Below are 22536 nucleotides of genomic sequence, written 5' to 3'. Positions count from 1 at the left end.
CAATAAGTATGAAATAAACGAAAATGCTCCAGATCGTATAGAGACTCATACTAAATTTGTAAGGAATTTAATTTAATGGAAGATTCATTTTTTCTCCCATTTCAACATCCAGATCGTTAGGAATTTCATCATCATATCCACCGGCAGAAGTAAATGTCATTTCTCCAAAATAAATTTTTCCTCCTATTTCATATAAGTCGATACGTACTTGGGGAAAAGGTTTTGATAGAATTTTACATATATCTAACATTCTTTCAAATGACTGTGGACACGGAATTTCACTATCTTTTTTTAGTTGGGGTGGAATATAGCCGGAATATGGTTGCCAGAATGTATTATAAATATTCCAATGATAAATATGACCAGGTTGTCTATCCGACATAACTTGAATATAAAGGGGGGATCCATGTATACAATGAAATTTATAATCTATGAGTGAAGATGAAATGGAAGGATTATCCCATTTCAAATATTCCTCAGCTATAATACAAGGTTTTATGGTTGTATAATGCGGTTCTGCTGTGGTGTATCCATATTTTTGTTTAAGCCATTTTTTTAGCAATTTACGGGTTGCCTGTAAATCCAGTTTGGTTTTATCTTCTACTAATAGTACTGTACCACATCCATTATTGCTTTTTAAAACAAAGCTATTCGGTAATTGTTCAAAATCGATGTCCTCTACACGGTCCCATTTTCCGTATAATTTAACTAATATCTCTTCAAGACCATTATTTTTAATGTATTCACGGACTTTATACTTGTCGGCTAATTCTGTCCATAAAGATGTATCTGATCGGAATTTCAGCCAATTCACTTTTTCATTGAATGTTTGAGGATTATTTAAATTCAGTTCCTTATGGAATTTCCTTCTATAGAGTAGTTTGGCTAATTTTTCAGGATTATGATGTCCCAGATAGTTCTTTTTTTGTTTTATAACCCATCTTCTGAAAGCTACCAATGGATAGAAATAAAAGATAATTGTTTTTTTTATCTGATGATTCATAGGATTGAATTAATTGATTTGACTTTTTGTAGGGCTATACCCGATATCCTTTGGAGAATTTCTTTTTCATCTTTACATAGGCTAAAGAAATAAGAACTTATCCCCATTGTAATGGCTGAAATGATAAAGTTACCGACAAAACTCCAGGTGGAGGAAAATATACTGGAGTAATAGTAACACAAAATTACAGTAAGACAGAACGGAGGAATTATCGGTAAAAAAACACGTTTAGAAAATTCTTTGATAGATAATCCTCCTGTAAATTTTAGAAAAGGTAATCTGGTTAAGGCACATAATAACTCGATGCCTAATATGCAATACATAACAGCAATAACTTCGGCGCCATAATGTAAAAAAAGAAAGGCTGCAGGTAATGATAGTAGTTTGATAGAATTTACAACCAGTGAATAATTTCTGATCTTTCCGATTGCCTCATTAGCATAAGCCAATCCGATGGTTAATTGATCGGCTAAATTAGTCAATACGATAAACTGACAGAAGACTACAGTATTTTCCGGAACTTCTTTCAGCCAAATGGATAAAAGATCATCCATTTCCATTATAGCAGGAATAGAAATAAAGGCTAATAATAGAAATGAAAATTTACTGGTTATTTCGGCTAAGCGAAACATTTTCTTCCTGTCGTTAGCACCTTCAGCTCTGATTAATTGCGGTTTTGTTGCATTTTGGATAGAAGAAGATAAAAAGTTCAGTTGTCCGGAAACTTGCCAGGCTATTCCATAGGCAGCATTGACTACTGTACCGAAAAATCTGTTTAATAAAATTGCAATTCCCTGAGTTCTGCCAACGATACATCCGGTACTATATACAGACCATCCCATAAAAGAAAACATCTGTTTGAAAATTTGCTTGTCCAAAGAGAAAAGGTGTATATTTTTTGTCTCCTTATATTTCCTTTTACAGTATATTAAGTACATGAAATAATTTGCAGCTTGAACGATCACTAATAAAATCGCGTAATATTTCAGTCTTTCGACAGGTATTGCATATAGAATTAAAGCAATAGGAATTTTAAGAAATGAATAAGTTAATTGGACAATAGTTGCATAAAATATATTTTCATGAGCAATCAGAACAGCCAGATAAGGAGTTGATTGCATGGTGAAAAACAATGTAAATAACATACAATAATATACCCAGATTGCAGCATTTACCCGATCGGCCGGAATATTCAGAAATCCATTGAAAATGAAAGGTTGCAATATGCATAATCCGGATATAAGCGTGACGCTTATGATCAGTTGCGTAACGATACTGTTGTTGAATATTTTATGTTGCATAAAGAAATCTCCTTTACCTTGGTGGAAAGACAGATATCTTTGAGTCGTTGAAGTCAGTGAGGTTTGTACAAAGGAAAGCATTGCCACAATTCCACCGACCAAGGAATAGATCCCATAATCTTCGACTCCTAATGCGTCCAGTATAAGTCGTGCCGTATATAAAGTGACGAGGACTGAAATGACTGTACGTACATACTGAATAGAAGTATTAAATATTATTCTGGTCGATGGTTTCATGAATAAATATTTGCTATTAACATCCTATTGCGGTATAAATAAAGCTATTCCTTTCAAGTTCCGTTTTATTGTAAAGATTACGGCCGTCTACAATAAATACACCTTTCATATTCTGCTTTACCAGATTCCAGTCCGGAATTCTGAATTCTTTCCATTCTGTAACTAAGACCAATGCGTCAGCTTCAATGGTTGCCTGATATTTATTTTCACAATATTCAACAACACTTCCTAATTTCCTCCGACATTCATTCATTGCAATAGGATCGTATACTTTTATTTTGCAATTTTCTTTTAATAACGCATTTATAAGAACCAAAGCCGGAGCTTCACGCATATCGTCGGTTTCTGGTTTAAAGGATAACCCCCATATGGCAATTGTTCTATCATTTAGATTTCCATCGAAATGTTGTTTTAGCTTTTTATATAATATTTCTTTTTGGATATCGTTGACACTTTCAACTGCATTCAGAACTTTCATATCGTATCCATGTTGTTTGGCCGTTTTTATTAAGGCTTTTACGTCCTTGGGGAAACAGCTTCCCCCATATCCGCATCCGGGATATAAAAATTTGTTTCCTATTCTGGAATCGCTTCCGATTCCTTTCCTGACCATATTGACATCAGCTCCGATCAATTCACAGAGATTAGCGATATCGTTCATAAAAGATATTCTGGTTGCCAGCATTGAATTTGCTGCATATTTTATCATTTCAGCAGAAGGAATATCTGTTATAATGATCCGATCGGATACCAGCATAAAAGGTTTATATAATTTCGACATCATTTCCCGGGCTTTTATACTGTCTACTCCGATAACAACTCTATCCGGGCTCATAAAATCTTTTATCGCTGCTCCTTCTTTCAAAAATTCCGGATTAGAGGCGACATCGAATTCGACAGAAATTCCCCGTTTATCGATTTCTTCCCGGATTACTTTTTTCACTTTCCTTGCAGTACCTACGGGTACCGTACTTTTAGTTACGATAACCATATATTTTTTTATGTATTGTCCTATGGTATGAGCAACGGCAAGAACATATTTAAGGTCTGCACTTCCATCTTCATCCGGGGGAGTACCTACTGCAATAAATACAATTTCAACTTCCCCAAGACATTCGGCAAGATCAGTAGAAAATTTTAATCGGCCGGCTTCGACATTTTTATCGACCAATTCTTTTAAACCTGGCTCATATATTGGAATAATCCCATTATTCAAATTATTGATCTTGTTTGTATCGATATCGACACAAACGACATTTATTCCCATTTCAGAAAAACATGTTCCGGAAACCAAGCCGACATAACCGGTTCCAACAATAGCTATATTCATAATTTTTTTAGAAAATATTTAAGATATTTTTGCAAACAATATTGTTGTGGAATCAAGTTTCTGATTCATTAGTAAAAGCAATACTATTTATGATAATGTAATATGTGTTAACTGTTTATGCTGATTTGCTTAAAGTCGATGAGATCTCTGTTTTTCTACTGATATAAACGCTCGTTTTTATTGGCATTTTTCAGGTGTATTTCAGGTGTTCTCCTACATTATTACCGATTCACTTCCGATACACCTTCGTTATATCTCCTATTGGGGTGGAAGATAAAAATAGAGTGAAAGGGGGAAGTTATAGTAGTATTGACTGACAGGAGCGGAAGAACAGTGATGAGGCAGAAAGAAATGAAGAGGATGATCAGTTGTAATCCGGACTGATCAAATCAAAAATGCACTGTATAGCATATTGCAGGCCAATATAGTTCTGACCCTGGTTCACATGTTATTACTAACTAAATAGCAATACCTATTCATCGTTTATCCAACACTCCGGCAAACATATCCATCTCTCGTTTAGAGATTTCAAGTCGTATTACCAGTTTACTCCATCCTTTCATAGCTTCAACTACTTCTGAAATAATTTTGGCAGTTTTCAGGTTAAGCATATAATCTTCGCAGGTATCAAGTAAAACATTAAAGTCTGCTATATTGGAAGTTGATGAGACAAGCAAATTTTGATACTCATCGGCGTTGGGGTCATGTCGTATGCAGGTGATAACGTCCAGCCTTTTGCAGTCAAAAGAAAAACGTGATTGCGGAAATTTAGTGCCCAATGTCTTTGTCATAATTAATATATCATATAATATGTAAATATGTTGTTTTTACTTATTTAATGATATATTGCATATAAAAAAATCTATGATTGGATAAAAATGAGTTTTTCTTTTGATATTATCCAAAGAAATGAGTAATTTTGTTGCGCAAAAACAAAACTATTTTGCATTCTCATTTAAATTTCTTTCTGTCCCATATGGAAAAATGGGACTTACCAGGCGAAGCTGTAAATAGCAGTTTTATTTTACAAATCCATACTGGATAGTCTGATTACATCCAAAACCCGTATCAAGTTATTGCTGAAATTCTTTCTGAATACGTCTACTCATGCTTATTTGCGTGGTCTGGCCGACGAATTCGGAGAATCGACGAATGCCCTTCGTCTTGAACTGAACCACTTGGAAAATGCCGGTTTACTGAAAGCCGAGAACAAAGGAAACAGAAAGGTATATCATGCTAATTCCGCTCATCCCCTTTTCAATGATATTCATCGGTTGGTATTAAAGCATAGCAGAATCACTCAGGTTATAGAAGAGGTGGTTGAACGGGTCGGAGACATTTCGAAAGTATGGGTACGTGGTGATTTTGCTGTCGGGAAGGATTCCGATCTGATCGATTTAGTAATTGCCGGTAAAAATATAGATGTCGATTATTTTGAAAATTTGGTTCAAAAGGCCGGTAAAATAGTAAAACGACAAATTTGCTATACAATCATTTTGCCCAAACAAGAAGCCGAATACTTTATACCCGGCGAAAATAAATTGTTGGTCTGGACAAAATAAATCTAAAACAGGGTAGTCAGCAGTTTTTCCACCAATAAAAACGAGCGTTTTTTCAGGGATTATTTAACCATGAAAATTTCATAAAATCACTTTAAATAGAATGTTTTATTGAATTGATATTTAGTGTTTTTATGTCTATTCCAAATTTTGACTTATATAAATTATTAATAATATTTCCAAATGAAAAATTTTGCATTGATCGGTGCGGCAGGCTATATCGCCCCACGCCATTTACGTGCTATTAAAGATACCGGTAACCGTTTAGTTGCGGCATACGATAAATTCGATAGTGTCGGAATTATGGATAGTTTCTTCCCTGAAGCTTCGTTTTTTACTGAGATGGAACTCTTCGACAGGCATTGTTCAAAATTGAAAAGGACGGATAAACAAGTGGATATGGTATCCATCTGTACTCCCAATTATTTGCATGATGCACATATTCGTTACGGCTTACGGCTGGGTTCCGACATAATCTGTGAAAAACCTTTGGTATTGAATCCTTGGAATATCGATGCCCTGTCGGAAGTTGAAAAGGAGACTGGGCATAAAGTCAATAATATTCTTCAGCTCCGGCTCCACGAATCCATCAAAGCCCTGAAGAAACGCATCGATGAGGGGCCAAAAGACAAGGTATACGACGTAGACCTCACTTATATCACTTCACGCGGAAACTGGTATTATACCAGTTGGAAAGGAGATATCCGGAAAAGCGGTGGAGTAGCAACCAATATCGGAGTTCATTTTTATGACATGCTGACTTGGATTTTCGGTCCGGTGAAGGAAAATATCGTACATGTGAAAAGTCATGATCGGGTAGCTGGTTTCTTAGGTTTAGAGAAGGCACGGGTTCGGTATTTCCTGAGTATCAACGGCGATAATCTGCCGGAAAATGCCGTGCAGGGGGAAAAACGTACTTATCGTTCCATTCAGATCGAAGGAGAAGAATTTGAGTTCAGTCAGGGATTTACCGAGTTGCATACGGAGAGTTACAGACACATTTTATCCGGAGAAGGCTTTGGTTTGGACGAAGTACGTAACTGTATCAACATTGTACATACGATTCGCAATGCAGAACCGATCGGTTTGAAAGGCGATTATCATCCGCTGGCAAAATTTCCTTTGGTAAAACATCCTTTTGGCTGGGACAGATAAGATTCGGAAAAGCATGGTAATGAAATTGAATATGGTCGACCTGAAAGGTCAGTACGATAAAATCCGGGAGGAGGTAAATGCTGAAATCCAAAAGGTACTGGACACAACCGCATTTATAAATGGTCCTAAAGTAAAGGAGTTTGCTGCTCATCTGGCGGAATATAACCGGGTGAAGCATGTCATTCCCTGTGGTAATGGTACCGATGCTTTGCAGATTGCTTTGATGGCTCTCGGTCTGAAACCGGGGAATGAGGTGGTTGTCCCCGCTTTTACATACGTGGCTACTGCGGAGGTGATCGGTTTGCTCGGGTATACTCCGGTTATGGTCGATGTGGATTATACTTCTTTCAACGTTACCGTTAAGAATATAGAGCGGGCTTTAACTGCCAAGACGAAAGCTATCGTTCCGGTGCATCTGTTCGGCCAGAGCTGTGATATGGAGCCTATTCTTAAATTTGCTTCCGAGCATCATTTATATGTCGTAGAAGATAATGCTCAGGCGATCGGGGCTGAATATACTTTTTCAGACGGTACCCAAAAGAAAACCGGAACTATGGGGACCATTGGTTGTACTTCTTTTTTCCCTTCCAAAAATTTAGGATGTTATGGAGATGGTGGGGCACTGATGACAGATGACGATGAACTGGCCGAAAAAATCCGGATGATTGCCAATCATGGTCAGAAAGTAAAATATCATCATTCGGTACTGGGATGTAATTCCCGGCTGGACACCTTACAGGCAGCTATTCTGGATGTGAAGCTGAAACATTTGGATGAATACGGTGCTGCACGTTATAAAGCTGCTCAGTATTATACCCGGAGGCTGAGTGGTGTCGAAGGGATAATTACTCCGGCTGAGATGCCTTATTCCACTCATGTTTACCATCAATACACCTTAAAAGTGCTGAATGGCCGTCGGGATGTTTTGAAGAAGTTTCTGGAGGAGGGAGGTATTCCTGCGATGATTTATTATCCATTGTCTTTGCAACAGCAGGAAGCATTTAAGCCTATTACACGGGCTGCCGAATCATTGGACATGGCTGAGCAGTTGGCTTATTCCGTACTGTCACTGCCGATTCATACTGAAATGACCCCTGAACAGCAGGATCTTGTCATTGAACGGATCAAAGAATTTTATAAATCCTGATTATGAAACAGAAATATTTTGCTCATGAAACGGCTGTTATAGACGAAAATTGTCAGATTGGGGAAGGAACGAAAATCTGGCATTTCAGTCATATTATGACAGGGTGTGTGATCGGGACGAACTGCAATATCGGTCAGAATGTAGTGATCTCTCCGGAGGTCGTCTTGGGAAACAATGTAAAAGTGCAGAATAATGTATCGGTTTATACCGGAGTAACTTGTGAAGACGATGTTTTCCTGGGGCCTTCCTGTGTATTTACTAACGTTACCAATCCCCGGAGTGCCGTCAACCGGAAATCCCAGTATGCCAGGACTCATGTAGGGAAAGGGGCGACAATCGGTGCAAATGCTACCGTTGTTTGCGGACACGATATCGGTGCCTATGCTTTTATCGGTGCCGGAGCTGTCGTGACGAAACATGTACCCGATTATGCCCTGTTGGTAGGTAATCCTGCCCGTCAGCTGGGCTGGATGAGCGAGTATGGACACCGGCTTTATTTTGATGCTGAAGGGATTGCCGAATGCCCGGAAAGCCACGAAAAGTACCAGTTGAAGGACGGGAAAGTATTTAAATTGTAGTGTTCGAATTATTATTAAACCATGTACAATAAATTAGTTCATAAAGAGGCCAGGTTAGCTTTGGTTGGGTTAGGTTATGTCGGTTTGCCTATAGCTCTTGAATTTGCCAAAAAGATTTCAGTGATAGGTTTTGATATTAACGAGGAGCGTCTGACGATGATGCGCCAGGGGATAGATCCCTGTAAAGAACTGGATTCTGAAGCGTTTGAAAATGCTGATATCGAATTTACCTCTTCTATTGATGAATTGCGTAAGGCTTCCTTTTTTATTGTTGCCGTCCCTACACCGATAGACGATCATAATCAACCGGACCTGACTCCATTGCTGGGAGCAACGCGTTCGGTGGCGAAAGCCTTGAAAAAAGGGGATTATGTGGTGTATGAATCCACGGTTTATCCGGGCTGTACGGAGGAAGATTGTATTCCTGTGCTGGAAGAAATTTCGGGACTGAAAGCCGGGGTGGATTTTAAGTTCGGTTATTCCCCCGAACGGATCAATCCGGGAGAGAAAGTCCATACCTTGCCCAATACGGTTAAAATTGTATCGGGTTGTGATCCCGAAGCCCTGGACACGATCGCCAAAGTATATGAACTGGTTGTCAAACCGGGCGTACATCGCGCACCGAATGTAAAAGTGGCCGAGGCTGCAAAAATCATCGAAAATACTCAGCGGGATGTCAACATCGCTTTGATGAACGAACTGTCAATTATTTTCAGCCGCATCGGGATTAATACCTACGATGTGCTGGAAGCTGCCGGGACCAAATGGAACTTCCTGAAATTCTATCCGGGGTTAGTAGGGGGCCACTGCATCGGAGTAGACCCGTACTATCTGGTATACAAAGCCAATGAATTGAAATATCACAGTCAGATTATCAGTGCCGGACGTTTTATCAACGACACGATGGGTGGATATATTGCTAAAAAGCTGGTGAAGAAATTGATCGGTATGGGAAAAGCGATATTGGGGGCGCGTATTTTGGTGATGGGAATGACATTTAAGGAGAATGTGGCGGATATCCGTAATTCGAAAGTGGTGGATATTATCAATGAATTGAAAGATTTCGGAGTAGAGGTGGACGTGGTCGATCCGTATGCTGATCCGGAAGAGGTCAAAAAGATGTATGGTTTCCGTTTGATAGAAAAACCATTGGGGAATTATGACGCCGTCGTTGTTGCTGTTGCTCATGATGCTTATCAGGGATTGGATGAAAAGTATTTTAAGTCGCTGACTTGCGATAAAGCCGTGCTGGTGGATGTGAAGGGAATGTACAGGGATAAGATTCATGAGTTGAAGTATTGGAGTCTGTAGGAAAATATTCTACCTTTGTCGTAGATGTTTCAAAACAGAAGATGTGAGTGAGAAGATAGAATATTCGATGGTGCCTATAAAAATGGCGGATTTGGCTTCATTTATTGCAGCCAAGAAGAATATGGCCGTATCGGATGCTATTTGTTATTTGTACAATAGTGAGTTTGTCGCGAAGTTGTATGATGAAAAATCGAAGTGGTGGTATCTGGACAATGAAACGCTGTATGAGTTGATGGAGCAGGAGCGACGCAACAACAGCGTGGATTTCTCGGCGCAGAAGGTGCAGTTTGTTATTTTCTGTATTGAGTGCTATGCAAGGAAACACCGTCTGTCTGGTCTGGAGGTATTTGTCCTGTTCAAGGAGAAGGGAGTTCTTGCGTTTTTGCGGAATCATTTTGAAGTGTTGCATACTCAGGGGGATGCTTATATTCTGGAGGAAATAGAATCGTTTTTGAAGAATCGAAAGCAGAAATGAAATTGTATCACGGTTCATCGGTCGTTGTGCGTAAGCCGCTGATTGCGCGGGGACGTAAGACTACGGATTTCGGGAAAGGCTTCTATACCACAACTGATTTCGAACAGGCTGCCCGATGGGCCAGGATTAAGCGTGAACGATTGGGGCACGGCAAAGCTGTCGTTTCTGTTTATGATTTTGACGAGCGATTCTTGGAGGCGGACGAGTTTCAAGTGTTGCGGTATCAGGGTGCTACGGAGAAATGGCTGGACTTTGTTGTCCAGAATCGTAAAGGAGTTTTGGAACATCATTATGATTTAGTGATGGGACCTGTTGCCAATGATCGACTGTACGCAACGATTACCCTGTATGAAAAGGGTGATTTATCGGTGGAAGCCGCTATTGTGCAACTGAAGACCCACGTCTTGTTCGATCAGTTGTCTTTCCATTCCCGCGAAGCGTTGAAGTGTCTTCGGTTTATTTCTTCGGAGGAAGTGTGAGGATTTTTTCACGTTGATTGTTTTGAGATATCGAGGTTTGTGATTCGAATTTCTGCTATATTCCAGAACGAGTTTATCCGCAATCTGGTAACATTAAGTTCCGGTACGCTTATTGCGCAAGCAATACCCATGTTGGCAACTTTAGTGTTGTCACGTTTGTATTCGCCTTCTGAAATGGGAGAATGGGGCGTGTTTTCCAGTTATGCGAGTATTTTGGCTGTCATTGCATGTCTGAGGTATGAAAATGCAATTGTAAAACCATTGCGGGTATTGGATGCTTATAATTTGTCGTTTTTGTCCATATTTATGGCATCGTCATTTACCTTGGTTTTGTATGGGATTGTTTTCTTCGTTGATGTTTTTCAATATGACGATTTTTGTTCGTTGAGCAGAAAGGCATTGTATGTTTTGCCTTTATATGTTTTATGCCTTTCGCTGATTCAGGTGTTAGGTAATTTGGCCAATAAAACGAAGCGATATCGTTCTTTGGCTTTTTCATCTGTTGGGCGCAGTTTGACGCAGGCGACTTCACGGATTACCTTGGGGTATTGTTCATTTACAAATATCGGTTTAATTGCCGGTGCCGGACTGGGAGCTTTGTTCAATGTCATTTTTTTGTCTGTAAAGCTTCGGGTACGTTATTTTTTCGTACGAGCCTTTTCTATTAAAAGAGTCTGGCATTTAGTTCGGGAGTATAAGGATTTTCCTAAATATGACTTATTAAGTAATGTTTTTAATTCGATATCTTCTCATATACCGGTAATTCTTCTTGCTTATTTCTTCCTGGACGATGTGGCGGGATATTTCTCGATGGCACTGACTTTGTTGTTTATTCCGATGTCGATTATCGGTACTTCTTTAGGACAATTGTATTACAGGGATGCCTGTGAATTGCATGCCAAAGGTGGTTCTTTAAGCGGTTTGACCATGAAAATATTTGTCCCAACTTATATCGGGTGCGGTATTTTTATGTTGGTGTTGATTTTGGGAGGGGAAACTATTTTCGGTTTTTTACTGGGAAGTAAATGGGCTACAGTCGGGAAGTATGCAACTTATATGAGTTTGTGGCTGTTGTTGGTGACTTCTATTTCTCCGTTGAGCAGTATTTTTTATGTAAAGGATAAGCAGAAAATAAATGTTTATTTTAATGTGACAGCTTTGGTGCTTAGAATCCTTGTGTTGCTGTTGGGAGGATTCTATTTCCGTTCCAGCGACTGGACTATATTTTTTTTTGGTATAGTCAGTTTTTTACTTTTTGCTGTTCAAGGGATTATTATAAAGAAATTGACAGAGGTCGTTTTTTCTAATCGGGTATTGTTTTATTTGTTAGGAGTGACGGTTGTGCTTTTATTGTCTTATGTATGGAGAGTCTTTGTATGGTTGAGTTGATTAATAATGAAGGTAAGGCTTGGCTGTCTTTTGCTGATGGAAGTGTAAAGGGATTTGCTTTTGAGGGTGAAAGGTTATTGGAAAAAGAAAGCCTTTATGGTGCATTAACGGAAGCAATAAACAGGGATTCATTAGCTGATTTATTGGTACGCTTGAATGGAAATTTTGCAGCGGTAATAACGATTAAAAATCAATGTTATTTAATTGTTGATAAGTTGCGTTCATATCCGTTGTTTTATTCCGGTACGCATGTTTCCGATGTCGGAGAACACTTATTGAAAACCATTCCTTCTGAAATCGATGAAGTGAATGCCTACGAATTACTATCATTGGGTTATTTGAGCGGAGCATCAACCTTGGTCAATGGAATAAAAAGTGTTGTGGCGGGGAGCTATGTCGTTATAAATACTGAAGATGGCAGTTTTTCTTCGTATGATTATTTTAGTCATATTTATAAAAAAGTTGGCAGAACTAAAGAAGAGATTTTTAAGTTGTCCCAAGAGAGATTGGAAGCCGGCTTTCAACGTATGCTGGGCTCTTTGAAGAAAAATCAGCCTCTTTTAATTCCTTTAAGCGGGGGATATGATTCGAGGTTGATTGCTTGTTTGTGTAAAAAGTTCGGTTTGGAAAATGTCACTTGTTTTACCTATGGGAGAGAGGATAGTTTTGAGGTTGCCATATCCAAGAAAGTTGCTTCAGCGTTGGGGTATAAGTGGTATTTTGTCGAATATTCGGAAGAAGTATGGAATCGTTTCTTGTCGAGTAAAGATTTCTTACAATATTGCCATTTTGCCGGTAATTTGACGGCAAATCCCCATTTCCAGGATTTGCCGGCTTTGCTAAAGCTGAAAGAGCAAGGAGTAATTACGCCAGATATGGTTGTTATACCTGGACATAGCGGGGATTTATTGGGTGGGAGTAAAATTCCTGTGCAAATTTTGGAGGGGCATTTGAAATCTTTTCGTCTGGAAAATTTAAGTCGGTTGATATTTGATAATTTCTTTGATTTGAATGTTTTAAACAGGAAGTACAAGCAAATTATTATCGCTAAGATAAACAGTGAATTACAAGAATATAAAAGTGGCTCTTTGGCTTCATTTTTGGATAATTATGAATGCTATTGGTTTGTAAAATCCAAGGTGGCAAATTTCCTTGTTAATTCTATGAGAGGTTATGAGTATGTGGGATTGGATTGGCGTTTGCCTTTGTGGGATGATGAGTATGTAAAAGTATGGTATGAAGTGGATTGGAAAGAAAAGTTTTATTCCAATCTGTATAATGAATTTATGTTTGAGAACTATTTCAAAAAAAGTAGGGTAGCATTTATTAAAAATAAGGGGATAACTAATACAGGCTTTGTAAATCAAATAAAAAAAATACTTCCTTCATTTTTAAATCAGGTGGCAAGGGAATGTTTGCAATTCATTCGGAGTATGAGAAAGCAGAAAAATGTAAATGCTTTCGATGATGTCGCACAAATTTTGTATAGTATGATATCTTCCGAAACGTATGATGGCATTAAACGTGTGAAGAGAGGAAATATAAATGCCGCCGTCGCTTATTATTATCTTGATTTATTGAAAAATAATCATATTGGTGTATAGGGGGTAACGGGACAAAATCGTGTATCTGTTTTTAGCCATAATAATTTTGTTATTGTCCGGTTATTGGTTTAGACAAGCGGCTGGAACGATATCTATTTATAAACCGAACATGATGTCGTGGATTTATTATTATGAATTTATCCTTTTGACATTAATCGGTGCAGTGTTGGTTGTATATCAGGTTGATCATCATTATATGATAAATAAATTGACGGATGAGAATAGCAGGGTTATAGGTTTTTATGCAATTCTTTATACCCTTGTTTTTTTTCCGTTGGGAATGAAATTGGCTAATTTTTTATTTCACGAAAAAAGAGTCGATTTGTTGTTTGAGAGATACACAACTTCTCCTATTCAATATGAAAAGAAATATAACGATTATAATATACGGTTATTATTGTTGCTTTTGAGTGGAATTTCTGTCTTTTCGGTTATATATGTCCTTTATATGTTGGGAGATATCCCTCTGCTGAGATTTTTCAGACCATCGGAGTTTTTTAATTTTGCGGAGTTCAGAATCGAGGCTTCCAAGAATTTTCAAGGCAATGAATATATAAGAAATTTGTTTGCCCTTTCGCTTACGCCGATTTTATCCTATGTGGCGTATGGTTATAAATTGCGGGATAAGACACTGTTTTCTCGGATATGGTTTTATGTTATGCTGTTGTTTACGGTTTTGATATTGACTTATAATTTTGAGAAAGCGCCGATTTTATTTTATTTATTGGGTTTTGTGTTTTATCAAGTTTATTGGAAAGGGAGCATTAGCAAAAAGATGATAGTTATAAGTTTTTTGGGATTATTGGTGCTGATTGTCGCTATGTATACAATATTAATGCTTGGAAACAATATAGATTTCACTGTTTTATTCAATTACAATAGCGGTATATTGGGGCGTTTGTTGCTGAGTCAAGGAGCTGGTACATTTTTGTCTTTTGATATATTTCCAGATATACATCCATATATCGGTTTTTCCTCTGTTTCTGAATTTATATCTAATGTTTTTGATTTAGAGTATTCTGAAAAATCCTCGCGGGTGATTATGGAACAGATAAATCCGAATGGTGTGAAAATGGGACTTGCTGGGGTTGTAAATTCCTTGTTTATAGCGGAAGCATGGGCAAATTTTGGAATATGCGGTGTTATAGTGGCACCATTGTATGTAGGTTTTTTAATACAATCGCTGTATTTATTTTTTTTAAAGTCGAAAAAAACACCTTTTTTATTGGCTCTTTTCGTTTCTTTTAGTATAAAAGGTTCAATTACAGGAGGATTTAATAGTTATTTCTATAATATAAATCTCTTCTTTTTGTTGTTTGTTTTTTTAGGTGTTTATGGATTGGCTTTTTGTATTAAACTGGCAAAGCGATGATTAGAATTGGTTTGGTTTGGTTTGGTTTTTAGGGTGTTCAAGGACAGATAATTATATTTTAAGTCAAGAAGATAAAGCAGAACCGAATTATATTTCTGTAGATGAAGCGTTGAGGATGATTCAAGACAAATATAAAAATGCTTATTTGGATTATCAATTTACTTTTGATTATATCTCAAATTTTTATGAAAAAGAGAGTTATTTGGGGTATTTTGTACGCGATATTGCCGTTGTGTATCAACTTACAGGTGATGAAAAGGCGAAGATGATTGTTGACCATGCTTTCCGTTTTATTTGTTCCCAGTTTAAATACAAAGGGAGGATCATCCCTTTATTTGCTAACAAGAGTTGGAATCGAGATGCTTTTGCCCGTGATTGCAGATTGTTTTATGAAGCCTATTCCTATACTCATACTCCTGAAATATTGATAGAGGTAGAACAACAATTGGAATTATGGTGTAGAGAGGTAAAGAGGGATTGGCATAATGGTTTTTTAGTTTTTCCATATGGTATGGATCCGGAAGATACGTATTATGATTATTTGATTGATCCCAATCAAAATATTGTAATTGCGTGGTTATGTTCAGAGTTATATTGGTGTTCCGAGAGCCGTTTTTATAAAAGTGCAGAGTTAAGAAATATTGTATACAATGAAGTCGGTGCAGCTCTCAGTTTGATGGATGCAAGTGGACGTTTAAGTTTAGCGGAACACTTACCTTTGGTTTTTGATTCTAATTATGGGGGATATACTTCTACAATGTTATATGCTATATGTCAGTTTTGGAATGAACCGGTATGGATTGAAGCAGTAAGAAAGATGGGAAATTGGTTGTATACGGAATTTCCTCAATCGCACCCTTGGAATACGAAGGAAGATTATCCGAATTATAGTCAAGATAGATTTTATCCTTCGAATTTAACAGGTAGAATACCTGCATTTTATGCAGCAGGAGTGGATTCGGGCTATACACAAAACTGGATTCATTTCGTTGAATATAAATTTCCTCATGAGGAGTTGAAGTTGGAGCTTTTAACTTTTAATTTGAAATCATTGCCTTCGTCCTATTATTTGAAAAATCAAAATAAAAAGTTGTTTTATACATTGATAGAGCCCCTGATTCTTTTAGATGAAGAGATTCGGATTGTTGGTAGGTATGTTGGACATATTTCTGTAAATGAAGAAATTGTGAATGAATCTGTTTTCTTGAAAAAAGGAAAAAATCACTTAAAAGTGTATGTGACTGAAGATTTTTATTTTGAGAAAATAATAGAGATGGAAGATTCTTGTCATATGAATGTTAAAATTATAGATGAGAATCATTCTTTATTTGCCTTGTAATCAAATTGTTATTCTGAATTGTTTTTTGGGAGAGGTATTAAAATTCATGCTGTAATGAAAAGAATGATTTTTCATATTCCGATGAAAATAGATCGGAATCGGGCATCAGCCAGTCAGATTCGACCGATGAAGATGATAGAGGCTTTTAAGGAGTGTGGATATGAGGTTGTTGTTGTTGAAGGGTATGGCAAAGAAAGAAAAAGACAGATAAAGGAGATTAAAAGCAATATATTGAAGGGCGTGAAATATGATTTTTTGTATAGTGAATCATCTACGATGCCAACTTTATTGACTGAAAAAAATCATTTGCCGTTGTATCCTTTTTTAGATTTTTCATTTTTTGCGTTTTGCAAGAAACATGGGATTAAAATAGGGTTGTTTTATCGGGATATTTATTGGGTATTTAAGAAGAAACGTTCTTTCAAAGAGTGGGTTGCTTATATATTTTATAAATATGATATTTTAAAATACAATAAGTTTTTAGACGTCCTTTTTTTGCCTTCAAAGGAAATGAATGCTTATATTCCTAATATTAAAGTAGAATCAGTGATTCCTTTACCTTCAGGGTTACAACTCCATTCTTCGCCTAAAATAGAACATCCTTTGTTGGAGTTGTTGTTTGTGGGAGCTATTGGTGGATTATATGATATAACGCTTTTAGTGAAAGTTATTTCAGGTATACAAGGAATACATTTAACGATTTGTTGCAGAGAGAATGAATGGCAGAAAGAGAAGATTAATTATTTACCTTTTTTAAATGAGAATATTACAATTGTTCATAAATCAGGAGTGGAGGTTGAAGAATTATATCGGAAGGCAGATATTTCTTGTATATTTTTTAAAACTGATAAGTATTTAGATTTTGCAGTTCCTTATAAATTATACGAAAGTATTAGTTATAAATGTCCTGTATTAGCAAATATAGATACTTTGACCGGAAAATATGTCCAAAATAATGATATTGGAATAATTTCTTCTTGGAATGAAACGCAGTTAACTGATGTTTTAAATTCTATAACAAAAGAAGATTTGAATAAATACCAGTTTCAATTGAATCACCTAGTTTATAATAATAAGTGGAAAGTTAGGTGTCAATTGGTGGAAGAATTGTTGGGATAATTATTATGAAAAATATGATGTTGGTTTTCGGGACACGTCCCGAAGCAATTAAAATGTCTCCTTTGGTGAAGGAATTCCAAAAATATCCGGAGAAATTTGAAACGATTGTATGCGTAACGGGTCAGCATCGTGAAATGTTAGATCAGGTGCTCCGTATATTTGATATACAACCTGATTATGATTTAAATAGGGATATTCAGTAAATGTCCCTAAAAAGTAAGATGGCATATAAAGTTGATAGAGTATAATCACTTTATATGCCATTATTATTGCCCTTTTTCTGTGTTTTTTCACATAATCCTATCTTGTTAGACACGACGCTTCGGAAGAGGTCTGATGACCCCTTCTGGTTCTGTCGGTAAATTTATGTCATGCCGCTTTATCCGCCCGGTTCCTGATTTTATCTATCATCAGTATGGCATTTGCCGTATGTATTCCAAAGAAAATCCATAGGATTTCCGTCTTCCTGTTCCGTGCCTTTATCCTTGAGAGTGAGTAATGCTGCTTCTGTGTGCCGAAGCTGCCTTCAAGTCGGGTGGCCCTTTCTTTTGACAGTTCACTTCTGAGAACCTTTCTCAAGGATTCATCCCTGGCCGCCCTTCCCTTGCGTACAAAGGATGTGGATATTCCATATTTTGTACAGAACTTTCTGTTGGCATTATTGGCATATATGGAATCGGCAGCCACGCATCTTACCCTCACATTCATGAGCTTCTGCTGCATGCGGATACAGTCCTTCAGGCGTATACCTTCGTTGAAAGCCTTGAACGAGAGGTGTTCGATGAACGATATGCCGTCTATCTGTATGTTGTTGACCTTCGCACCGAACTCGACGGACTTTGTTTCCTTGCCTCTTACAATGGGACGTACATAATGACGGTCAATGCTGACGATGCGGTCCCTGACCTTCCTGCCTTCAAACAACTCCTTTTCCTGTACAAGAACCTTTCTGATGATGGAAAGACGCTTCTGGTAATCCTGGGTATATCGGAGTGAGGTTCCATGTTCTCTATGGATTTCATCCCTCTGTATGAGGAGCTTTTCAAGGAGTCTGATCATACGACGCTTGAGCATCCTTGTCCTTGAAGCCTTCCTCTTTCTCTTCTTGTCAGTAGGACAGATAGGACTTCGCCACATCCGCATACTTGTTGCGCGGACGCCTTATACCCAAATCTCTGCAATGAAGGCAGATTTGCCTGTAGAGCCATTCCAGACTTTCCCAAAGGAGTTTCATATCCGTAGGAAAACGCATATGGCTCTCATAGCATGTGGCATCGGTCATACAGACGTGAAGGCTGTCAAGATAGGGTTTCCAGTGTGAAGCCAGCACTTCCTGGAGGGAATCAACATCAAGACGGGACGCTATCTCATTGCGGATGGCACTGACTATCTTGTAGTTGGTTATGGGAAAGGACGGATTTATCATAATCCCGCAGAACATCTGGTAGTGTATGTTCCCGTTAAGATGTTCCACCAGCTGCCTGTCAGAGAATCCGGTGTACGCCTTCAGGACCATAAGGGCGATCTTCGCCGAAGGACTGAAGATGTTCCTGCGTCCCAGTCGCTGTTCCGACAGGCCCATGGTCTTTGCCATACGCTCAAACGGAAACACCGAATGAAGCCTGCCAAGCTCACTCTCATGAAAACTCTTGCGATATTTTTCTATAATATCAAATTCTGTAAAGCCCAAAGTAGGGTGAATTTCCGAAATATTTTGTATCTTAGCCATATCTTTGTTGGGGAATTTCCCCCGTTTTGGATTCCAAACCTTATTTGCGGGGGAATACCTAAAGATACAAAAAAGCCAACTAATTCGCAACATTTTGTGTATGAATTAGTTGGCTAATTTTATACTATTTACTGAATATCCCTAAATATCATGAAGCAGGGACAGGATTTGTACGATGTTACGGCAAGGGTGCTGACTGGTATGCGGGATGTATTGAAGGAAACACGACCGGATATTGTTTTGGTTCATGGGGATACGACTACTTCCACGGCAGCGGCATTGGCCGCTTTTTATCAGCAGATTCCTGTGGGGCATATCGAGGCAGGACTTCGGACACACAATATTTACAGTCCATGGCCGGAGGAAGTGAACCGACAGATTACCGGACGTATTGCTACCTATCATTTTGCGCCGACTTCATTGAGTAAGGATAATTTATTACAGGAAGGTATTTCGGGAGAACAAATTATCGTAACAGGCAATACGGTAATCGATGCTCTGTATATGGTGGTAGAGAAAATTAAAAATGATGGAATACTTTCTTGTGAATTGGAAAAGGTTTTAAAAGCGTCGGGATATGACATTAGCCGTTTGTCGGATGGAAGAAAACTTGTTTTAATAACCGGACATCGCCGGGAGAATTTCGGAGATGGTTTTATTTCTATGTGTAAAGCCATAAAGTCACTTTCGGAAAAATATCCAGAAGTGGATTTTGTTTATCCGATGCATTTAAATCCTAATGTACGCAAACCGATTCATGAAGTCTTCGGAGAAAGCCAGAGGGCAAATCTGTTTTTTATCGAACCGTTGGAATATTTGAGTTTTGTTTATCTGATGGAGAAGTCTGCTATTGTCTTGACTGATAGTGGCGGTATTCAGGAAGAGGCACCGGGATTGGGTAAACCTGTCTTGGTGATGCGTGATACGACAGAACGTCCGGAGGCGTTAGAAGCAGGAACGGTGAAGTTAGTGGGAACGGATTATGATAAGATTGTAAATGAAGTCTCCGGTTTATTGGATAGCCAGGAATATTATGAAAAGATGAGTAAGGCGATTAATCCGTATGGGGACGGGAAAGCATGTAGTAGAATTGTAAAGGCTTTATATTGATATATGCATAGTGTTTTTGTTCTTTGCCAAAATTATCCTTCCGAAAAGGATAAATATTCAATGGCTTTTGTACATCCGAGAATAAAAGAATATTTGAAAACAGGATTGGATGTAAAAGTGATTTCTTTTGCTTGTAATTGTTCTTATATTTATGATGAGGTACAGGTCTATACTTTGCAGAAAGGTAAGGAACTTTTACGAAAATCTGAAAAGGTGATACTTATTGCGCATGCTCCGAATATAAAAAATCACTTATTTTTTATACTAAAAACATGGAAGTATTTGGATCGATTGATTTTGTTTTTTCATGGTCACGAGGTATTATCTACTAAGAAGTATTATCCTCGTCCTTATGATTTTAACAAGGCTGCAAAACGGGAATATCGGTTTTTACGACTGTATGATCAGATAAAATTACCGGTCATGAGGTATTATCTGAAAAAATTTGTAGCAAGCGGGAAGTGTGATTTGGTTTTTGTGAGCGATTGGATGTATGAGGCTGCTATACGTTCATTGAAATTGAAACACGAATTTTTTACAGCCCCAAGCCATATTATAAATAATAGCATAAGTCCTTATATAAAAGAGGCTGGATATGTTTTAAATGATTTTAAAGCTGATTTTATAACCATACGCCCGTTGGATCAGTCAAAGTATGCCATTGATCTTGTTGTGAATTTTGCGAAGTGTCATCCAGAATCGACCTTCCATATATATGGGGGAGGTAACTATTTTAATTATACCGATATCCCTGCTAATGTTACATTGATCAATCGTTTTTTGTCTCCTATAGAGATCCCCCGTGTGTTGAATTCGTATAAATATGCTTTAATGCCGACTCGTTTGGATGCGCAAGGAGTGATGATGTGCGAAATGGCTGTGTATGGGATACCTACGATTGTTTCGGATATTGCTGTTTGTCATGAAATGCTGGATTCTTATCCGAATGTTTTGTTTATTGATAATAATCGATTTGATTGTCGATTGAATGATATTCCCGAACCTCTCGTTTCTCCTGATTTTTCTTTTTCTGTAGAAAATACAATACACAAGGAGATAGAATTAATTCAAAAATATTTGTAAATGAATATACTTCTTATTAATCATTATGCCGGTTCGCCTGAACTAGGGATGGAGTTTCGTCCTTATTATATGGCTAAGGAATGGGTAAAGGCCGGGCATCAGGTTTTAATTGTGGGGGGAAGTTTCTCGCATTTAAGAAAAGTACAACCTCAAGGAAAGGAAGATCTGATAGAAGGAATTCATTATCGTTGGGTAAAGTTGAATGCGTATAAGGGAAATGGAATAGGAAGGATTCGGTCGATGTTTTCTTTTGTCAGTAAATTGTGGTGGGGGTATAAAAAATATATCGGGGATTTTGAGCCGAATGTAGTGATTGCTTCTTCTACTTATCCGTTGGATATTTATCCGGCTTATCGAATTGCAAAGCATTTTAAAGCTAAATTAGTATTCGAAATACATGATTTATGGCCATTGTCTCCAATGTTGTTAGGTGGATATTCTAAGTATCATCCTTTCATTGTAGCTTTACAAGTTGCTGAAAATTACGCTTATAAACATTGTGATAAATGTATATCAATTCTTCCCAATGTGAGGGCACATGTGTTGAAACACGGGCTTGCGATTAATAAATTATATATAGTTCCCAATGGATTTGATGAGGAGGAATGGCGTAAAGGAATTGAATTACTTCCTGAAATGCAAAATTTCTTTTATAATTTGAAACGAGAAAATAAGCAGATATTAGGATATATTGGGGGACATGCTCTTTCAAATGCATTGGATGTATTAATTGATGCAATGGCATTAATTAAAAATAAAGATATTGTTGCAGTATTTGTTGGCAAAGGAAATGAAAAAGAAAAATTAATGAATGATGCAAACAAACAGGGATTGAATAATGTTTATTTTCTTGATCCCGTGGATAAACGAATGGTGCCATCCCTATTGAAAGAGATGGATGTTTTGTATTTGGGAGGAAAGAATCAACCGTTATATCAATATGGTACTTCCCAAACGAAATTATTTGATTATATGCAGGCTGCCAAACCAGTGATACAAACCATCTCTCCTCCGAATAATTATGTTGCTGAGGCTCAATGTGGGATAACGATAGTCGGAGATGGTGCATTGGCTGTAGCAAATGGAATTGAAAAAATGATGAATTATTCAAAGCAAGAGTTAGGAGAAATGGGTATGCGAGGGAAATTATATTGTAATTCTCATTTTAATTATAGGAAATTGTCGTTTGATTTTATGAAGTATATTAATGAGTAAG

The 22536-nt window shown here is 37.6% G+C and carries 17 protein-coding genes and 4 pseudogenes; 16 read left to right on the top strand and 5 right to left on the bottom strand.

Annotated features, from left to right (window positions below):
- Positions 1-67 precede the first annotated feature (67 nt).
- From ODOSP_RS04795 to ODOSP_RS18670, 4 genes and pseudogenes are all read right to left on the bottom strand, one after another.
- Complete coding sequence (locus tag ODOSP_RS04795) at positions 68-1003, bottom strand: ATP-grasp fold amidoligase family protein (protein ID WP_013611258.1); 936 nt, start codon at positions 1001-1003, stop codon at positions 68-70.
- Positions 1000-2541: an MATE family efflux transporter gene (locus tag ODOSP_RS04790; protein WP_013611257.1), complete on the bottom strand. Its 1542-nt coding sequence runs from the start codon at positions 2539-2541 to the stop codon at positions 1000-1002. Before ODOSP_RS04790 ends, ODOSP_RS04795 begins: the two co-directional genes overlap by 4 nt.
- Positions 2542-2557: 16 nt before the next feature.
- Positions 2558-3871, bottom strand: coding sequence for a UDP-glucose dehydrogenase family protein (locus ODOSP_RS04785; protein WP_013611256.1), 1314 nt, complete (start codon positions 3869-3871; stop codon positions 2558-2560).
- Positions 3872-4347: 476 nt separating this feature from the next.
- Positions 4348-4640 (bottom strand): annotated as a pseudogene (locus ODOSP_RS18670) (type II toxin-antitoxin system HipA family toxin); the annotation flags it as partial.
- Positions 4641-4947: 307 nt separating this feature from the next.
- Between ODOSP_RS18670 and ODOSP_RS04775 the strand changes: the two are divergent.
- The 13 genes and pseudogenes from ODOSP_RS04775 to ODOSP_RS04715 form a co-directional block, all read left to right on the top strand.
- Positions 4948-5433 (top strand): helix-turn-helix domain-containing protein, encoded by a 486-nt coding sequence (locus ODOSP_RS04775; protein WP_197699708.1) that lies wholly within the window; start codon positions 4948-4950, stop codon positions 5431-5433.
- A 180-nt stretch (positions 5434-5613) separates the two neighbouring features.
- Positions 5614-6585 (top strand): Gfo/Idh/MocA family oxidoreductase, encoded by a 972-nt coding sequence (locus tag ODOSP_RS04770; RefSeq protein ID WP_013611254.1) that lies wholly within the window; start codon positions 5614-5616, stop codon positions 6583-6585.
- A gap of 13 nt (positions 6586-6598) precedes the next feature.
- On the top strand, positions 6599-7732 hold the full coding sequence (locus ODOSP_RS04765; RefSeq protein ID WP_013611253.1) for a DegT/DnrJ/EryC1/StrS family aminotransferase: 1134 nt from the start codon (positions 6599-6601) through the stop codon (positions 7730-7732).
- 2 nt (positions 7733-7734) lie between these two features.
- Positions 7735-8310, top strand: a complete 576-nt coding sequence (locus ODOSP_RS04760; protein WP_013611252.1) for an acyltransferase — start codon at positions 7735-7737, stop codon at positions 8308-8310.
- 21 nt (positions 8311-8331) lie between these two features.
- Positions 8332-9621 carry a nucleotide sugar dehydrogenase gene (locus ODOSP_RS04755; RefSeq protein ID WP_013611251.1) on the top strand — a complete coding sequence of 430 codons (1290 nt, stop codon included), beginning with the start codon at positions 8332-8334 and terminating at the stop codon, positions 9619-9621.
- Between the two features lie 43 nt (positions 9622-9664).
- On the top strand, positions 9665-10096 hold the full coding sequence (locus ODOSP_RS20140; RefSeq protein WP_013611250.1) for a DUF3791 domain-containing protein: 432 nt from the start codon (positions 9665-9667) through the stop codon (positions 10094-10096).
- The gene (locus ODOSP_RS04745; RefSeq protein WP_013611249.1) at positions 10093-10575 is read left to right on the top strand and encodes a DUF3990 domain-containing protein; all 483 of its coding nucleotides are present in this window, start codon (positions 10093-10095) and stop codon (positions 10573-10575) included. The genes ODOSP_RS20140 and ODOSP_RS04745 overlap by 4 nt, the downstream gene beginning before the upstream one ends.
- 39 nt (positions 10576-10614) lie before the next feature.
- Positions 10615-11964, top strand: coding sequence for a lipopolysaccharide biosynthesis protein (locus ODOSP_RS04740; RefSeq protein ID WP_013611248.1), 1350 nt, complete (start codon positions 10615-10617; stop codon positions 11962-11964).
- Positions 11937-13568: an asparagine synthetase B family protein gene (locus ODOSP_RS04735; RefSeq protein ID WP_118113126.1), complete on the top strand. Its 1632-nt coding sequence runs from the start codon at positions 11937-11939 to the stop codon at positions 13566-13568. Before ODOSP_RS04740 ends, ODOSP_RS04735 begins: the two co-directional genes overlap by 28 nt.
- A gap of 109 nt (positions 13569-13677) precedes the next feature.
- Positions 13678-14940 carry an O-antigen polymerase gene (locus tag ODOSP_RS04730; RefSeq protein WP_147349917.1) on the top strand — a complete coding sequence of 421 codons (1263 nt, stop codon included), beginning with the start codon at positions 13678-13680 and terminating at the stop codon, positions 14938-14940.
- Between the two features lie 16 nt (positions 14941-14956).
- The gene (locus ODOSP_RS04725) at positions 14957-16279 is read left to right on the top strand and encodes a hypothetical protein (protein WP_013611245.1); all 1323 of its coding nucleotides are present in this window, start codon (positions 14957-14959) and stop codon (positions 16277-16279) included.
- 54 nt (positions 16280-16333) lie between these two features.
- The gene (locus ODOSP_RS04720; protein ID WP_013611244.1) at positions 16334-17398 is read left to right on the top strand and encodes a glycosyltransferase family protein; all 1065 of its coding nucleotides are present in this window, start codon (positions 16334-16336) and stop codon (positions 17396-17398) included.
- 5 nt (positions 17399-17403) lie between these two features.
- A pseudogene (locus tag ODOSP_RS04715) lies at positions 17404-17586 on the top strand (UDP-N-acetylglucosamine 2-epimerase); the annotation flags it as partial.
- A 181-nt stretch (positions 17587-17767) separates the two neighbouring features.
- Here the strand turns inward: ODOSP_RS04715 and ODOSP_RS04710 are convergent.
- Positions 17768-19127 (bottom strand): annotated as a pseudogene (locus ODOSP_RS04710) (transposase).
- Positions 19128-19268: 141 nt separating this feature from the next.
- Between ODOSP_RS04710 and wecB the strand changes: the two are divergent.
- From wecB to ODOSP_RS04695, 3 genes and pseudogenes are all read left to right on the top strand, one after another.
- Positions 19269-20237, top strand: a pseudogene (wecB, locus tag ODOSP_RS04705) (non-hydrolyzing UDP-N-acetylglucosamine 2-epimerase); the annotation flags it as partial.
- 105 nt (positions 20238-20342) lie between these two features.
- On the top strand, positions 20343-21320 hold the full coding sequence (locus ODOSP_RS04700; RefSeq protein WP_147349918.1) for a glycosyltransferase family protein: 978 nt from the start codon (positions 20343-20345) through the stop codon (positions 21318-21320).
- A complete protein-coding gene (locus ODOSP_RS04695; protein WP_013611240.1) occupies positions 21321-22535 on the top strand; it encodes a glycosyltransferase family 4 protein in 1215 nt (404 codons plus the stop codon). It abuts the gene before it with no gap.
- Position 22536 lies beyond the last annotated feature (1 nt).

Source organism: Odoribacter splanchnicus DSM 20712 (genome assembly GCF_000190535.1).
GTDB classification, from domain to species: Bacteria; Bacteroidota; Bacteroidia; order Bacteroidales; family Marinifilaceae; genus Odoribacter; species Odoribacter splanchnicus.
The sequence above is the reverse complement of the archived record's forward strand: the minus strand, read 5'-3'. Positions and strand labels throughout refer to the sequence as shown.

Bases quoted from the DNA above. Each gene is read 5' to 3' on its own strand.
- ODOSP_RS04795 (WP_013611258.1), bottom strand. From the start codon at position 1,003: ATGAATCATCAGATAAAAAAAACAATTATCTTTTATTTCTATCCATTG.
- ODOSP_RS04790 (WP_013611257.1), bottom strand. From the start codon at position 2,541: ATGAAACCATCGACCAGAATAATATTTAATACTTCTATTCAGTATGTA.
- ODOSP_RS04785 (WP_013611256.1), bottom strand. From the start codon at position 3,871: ATGAATATAGCTATTGTTGGAACCGGTTATGTCGGCTTGGTTTCCGGA.
- ODOSP_RS04770 (WP_013611254.1), top strand. From the start codon at position 5,614: ATGAAAAATTTTGCATTGATCGGTGCGGCAGGCTATATCGCCCCACGC.
- ODOSP_RS04765 (WP_013611253.1), top strand. From the start codon at position 6,599: ATGGTAATGAAATTGAATATGGTCGACCTGAAAGGTCAGTACGATAAA.
- ODOSP_RS04760 (WP_013611252.1), top strand. From the start codon at position 7,735: ATGAAACAGAAATATTTTGCTCATGAAACGGCTGTTATAGACGAAAAT.
- ODOSP_RS04755 (WP_013611251.1), top strand. From the start codon at position 8,332: ATGTACAATAAATTAGTTCATAAAGAGGCCAGGTTAGCTTTGGTTGGG.
- ODOSP_RS04745 (WP_013611249.1), top strand. From the start codon at position 10,093: ATGAAATTGTATCACGGTTCATCGGTCGTTGTGCGTAAGCCGCTGATT.
- ODOSP_RS04735 (WP_118113126.1), top strand. From the start codon at position 11,937: ATGGAGAGTCTTTGTATGGTTGAGTTGATTAATAATGAAGGTAAGGCT.
- ODOSP_RS04730 (WP_147349917.1), top strand. From the start codon at position 13,678: ATGATGTCGTGGATTTATTATTATGAATTTATCCTTTTGACATTAATC.
- ODOSP_RS04720 (WP_013611244.1), top strand. From the start codon at position 16,334: ATGAAAAGAATGATTTTTCATATTCCGATGAAAATAGATCGGAATCGG.
- ODOSP_RS04695 (WP_013611240.1), top strand. From the start codon at position 21,321: ATGAATATACTTCTTATTAATCATTATGCCGGTTCGCCTGAACTAGGG.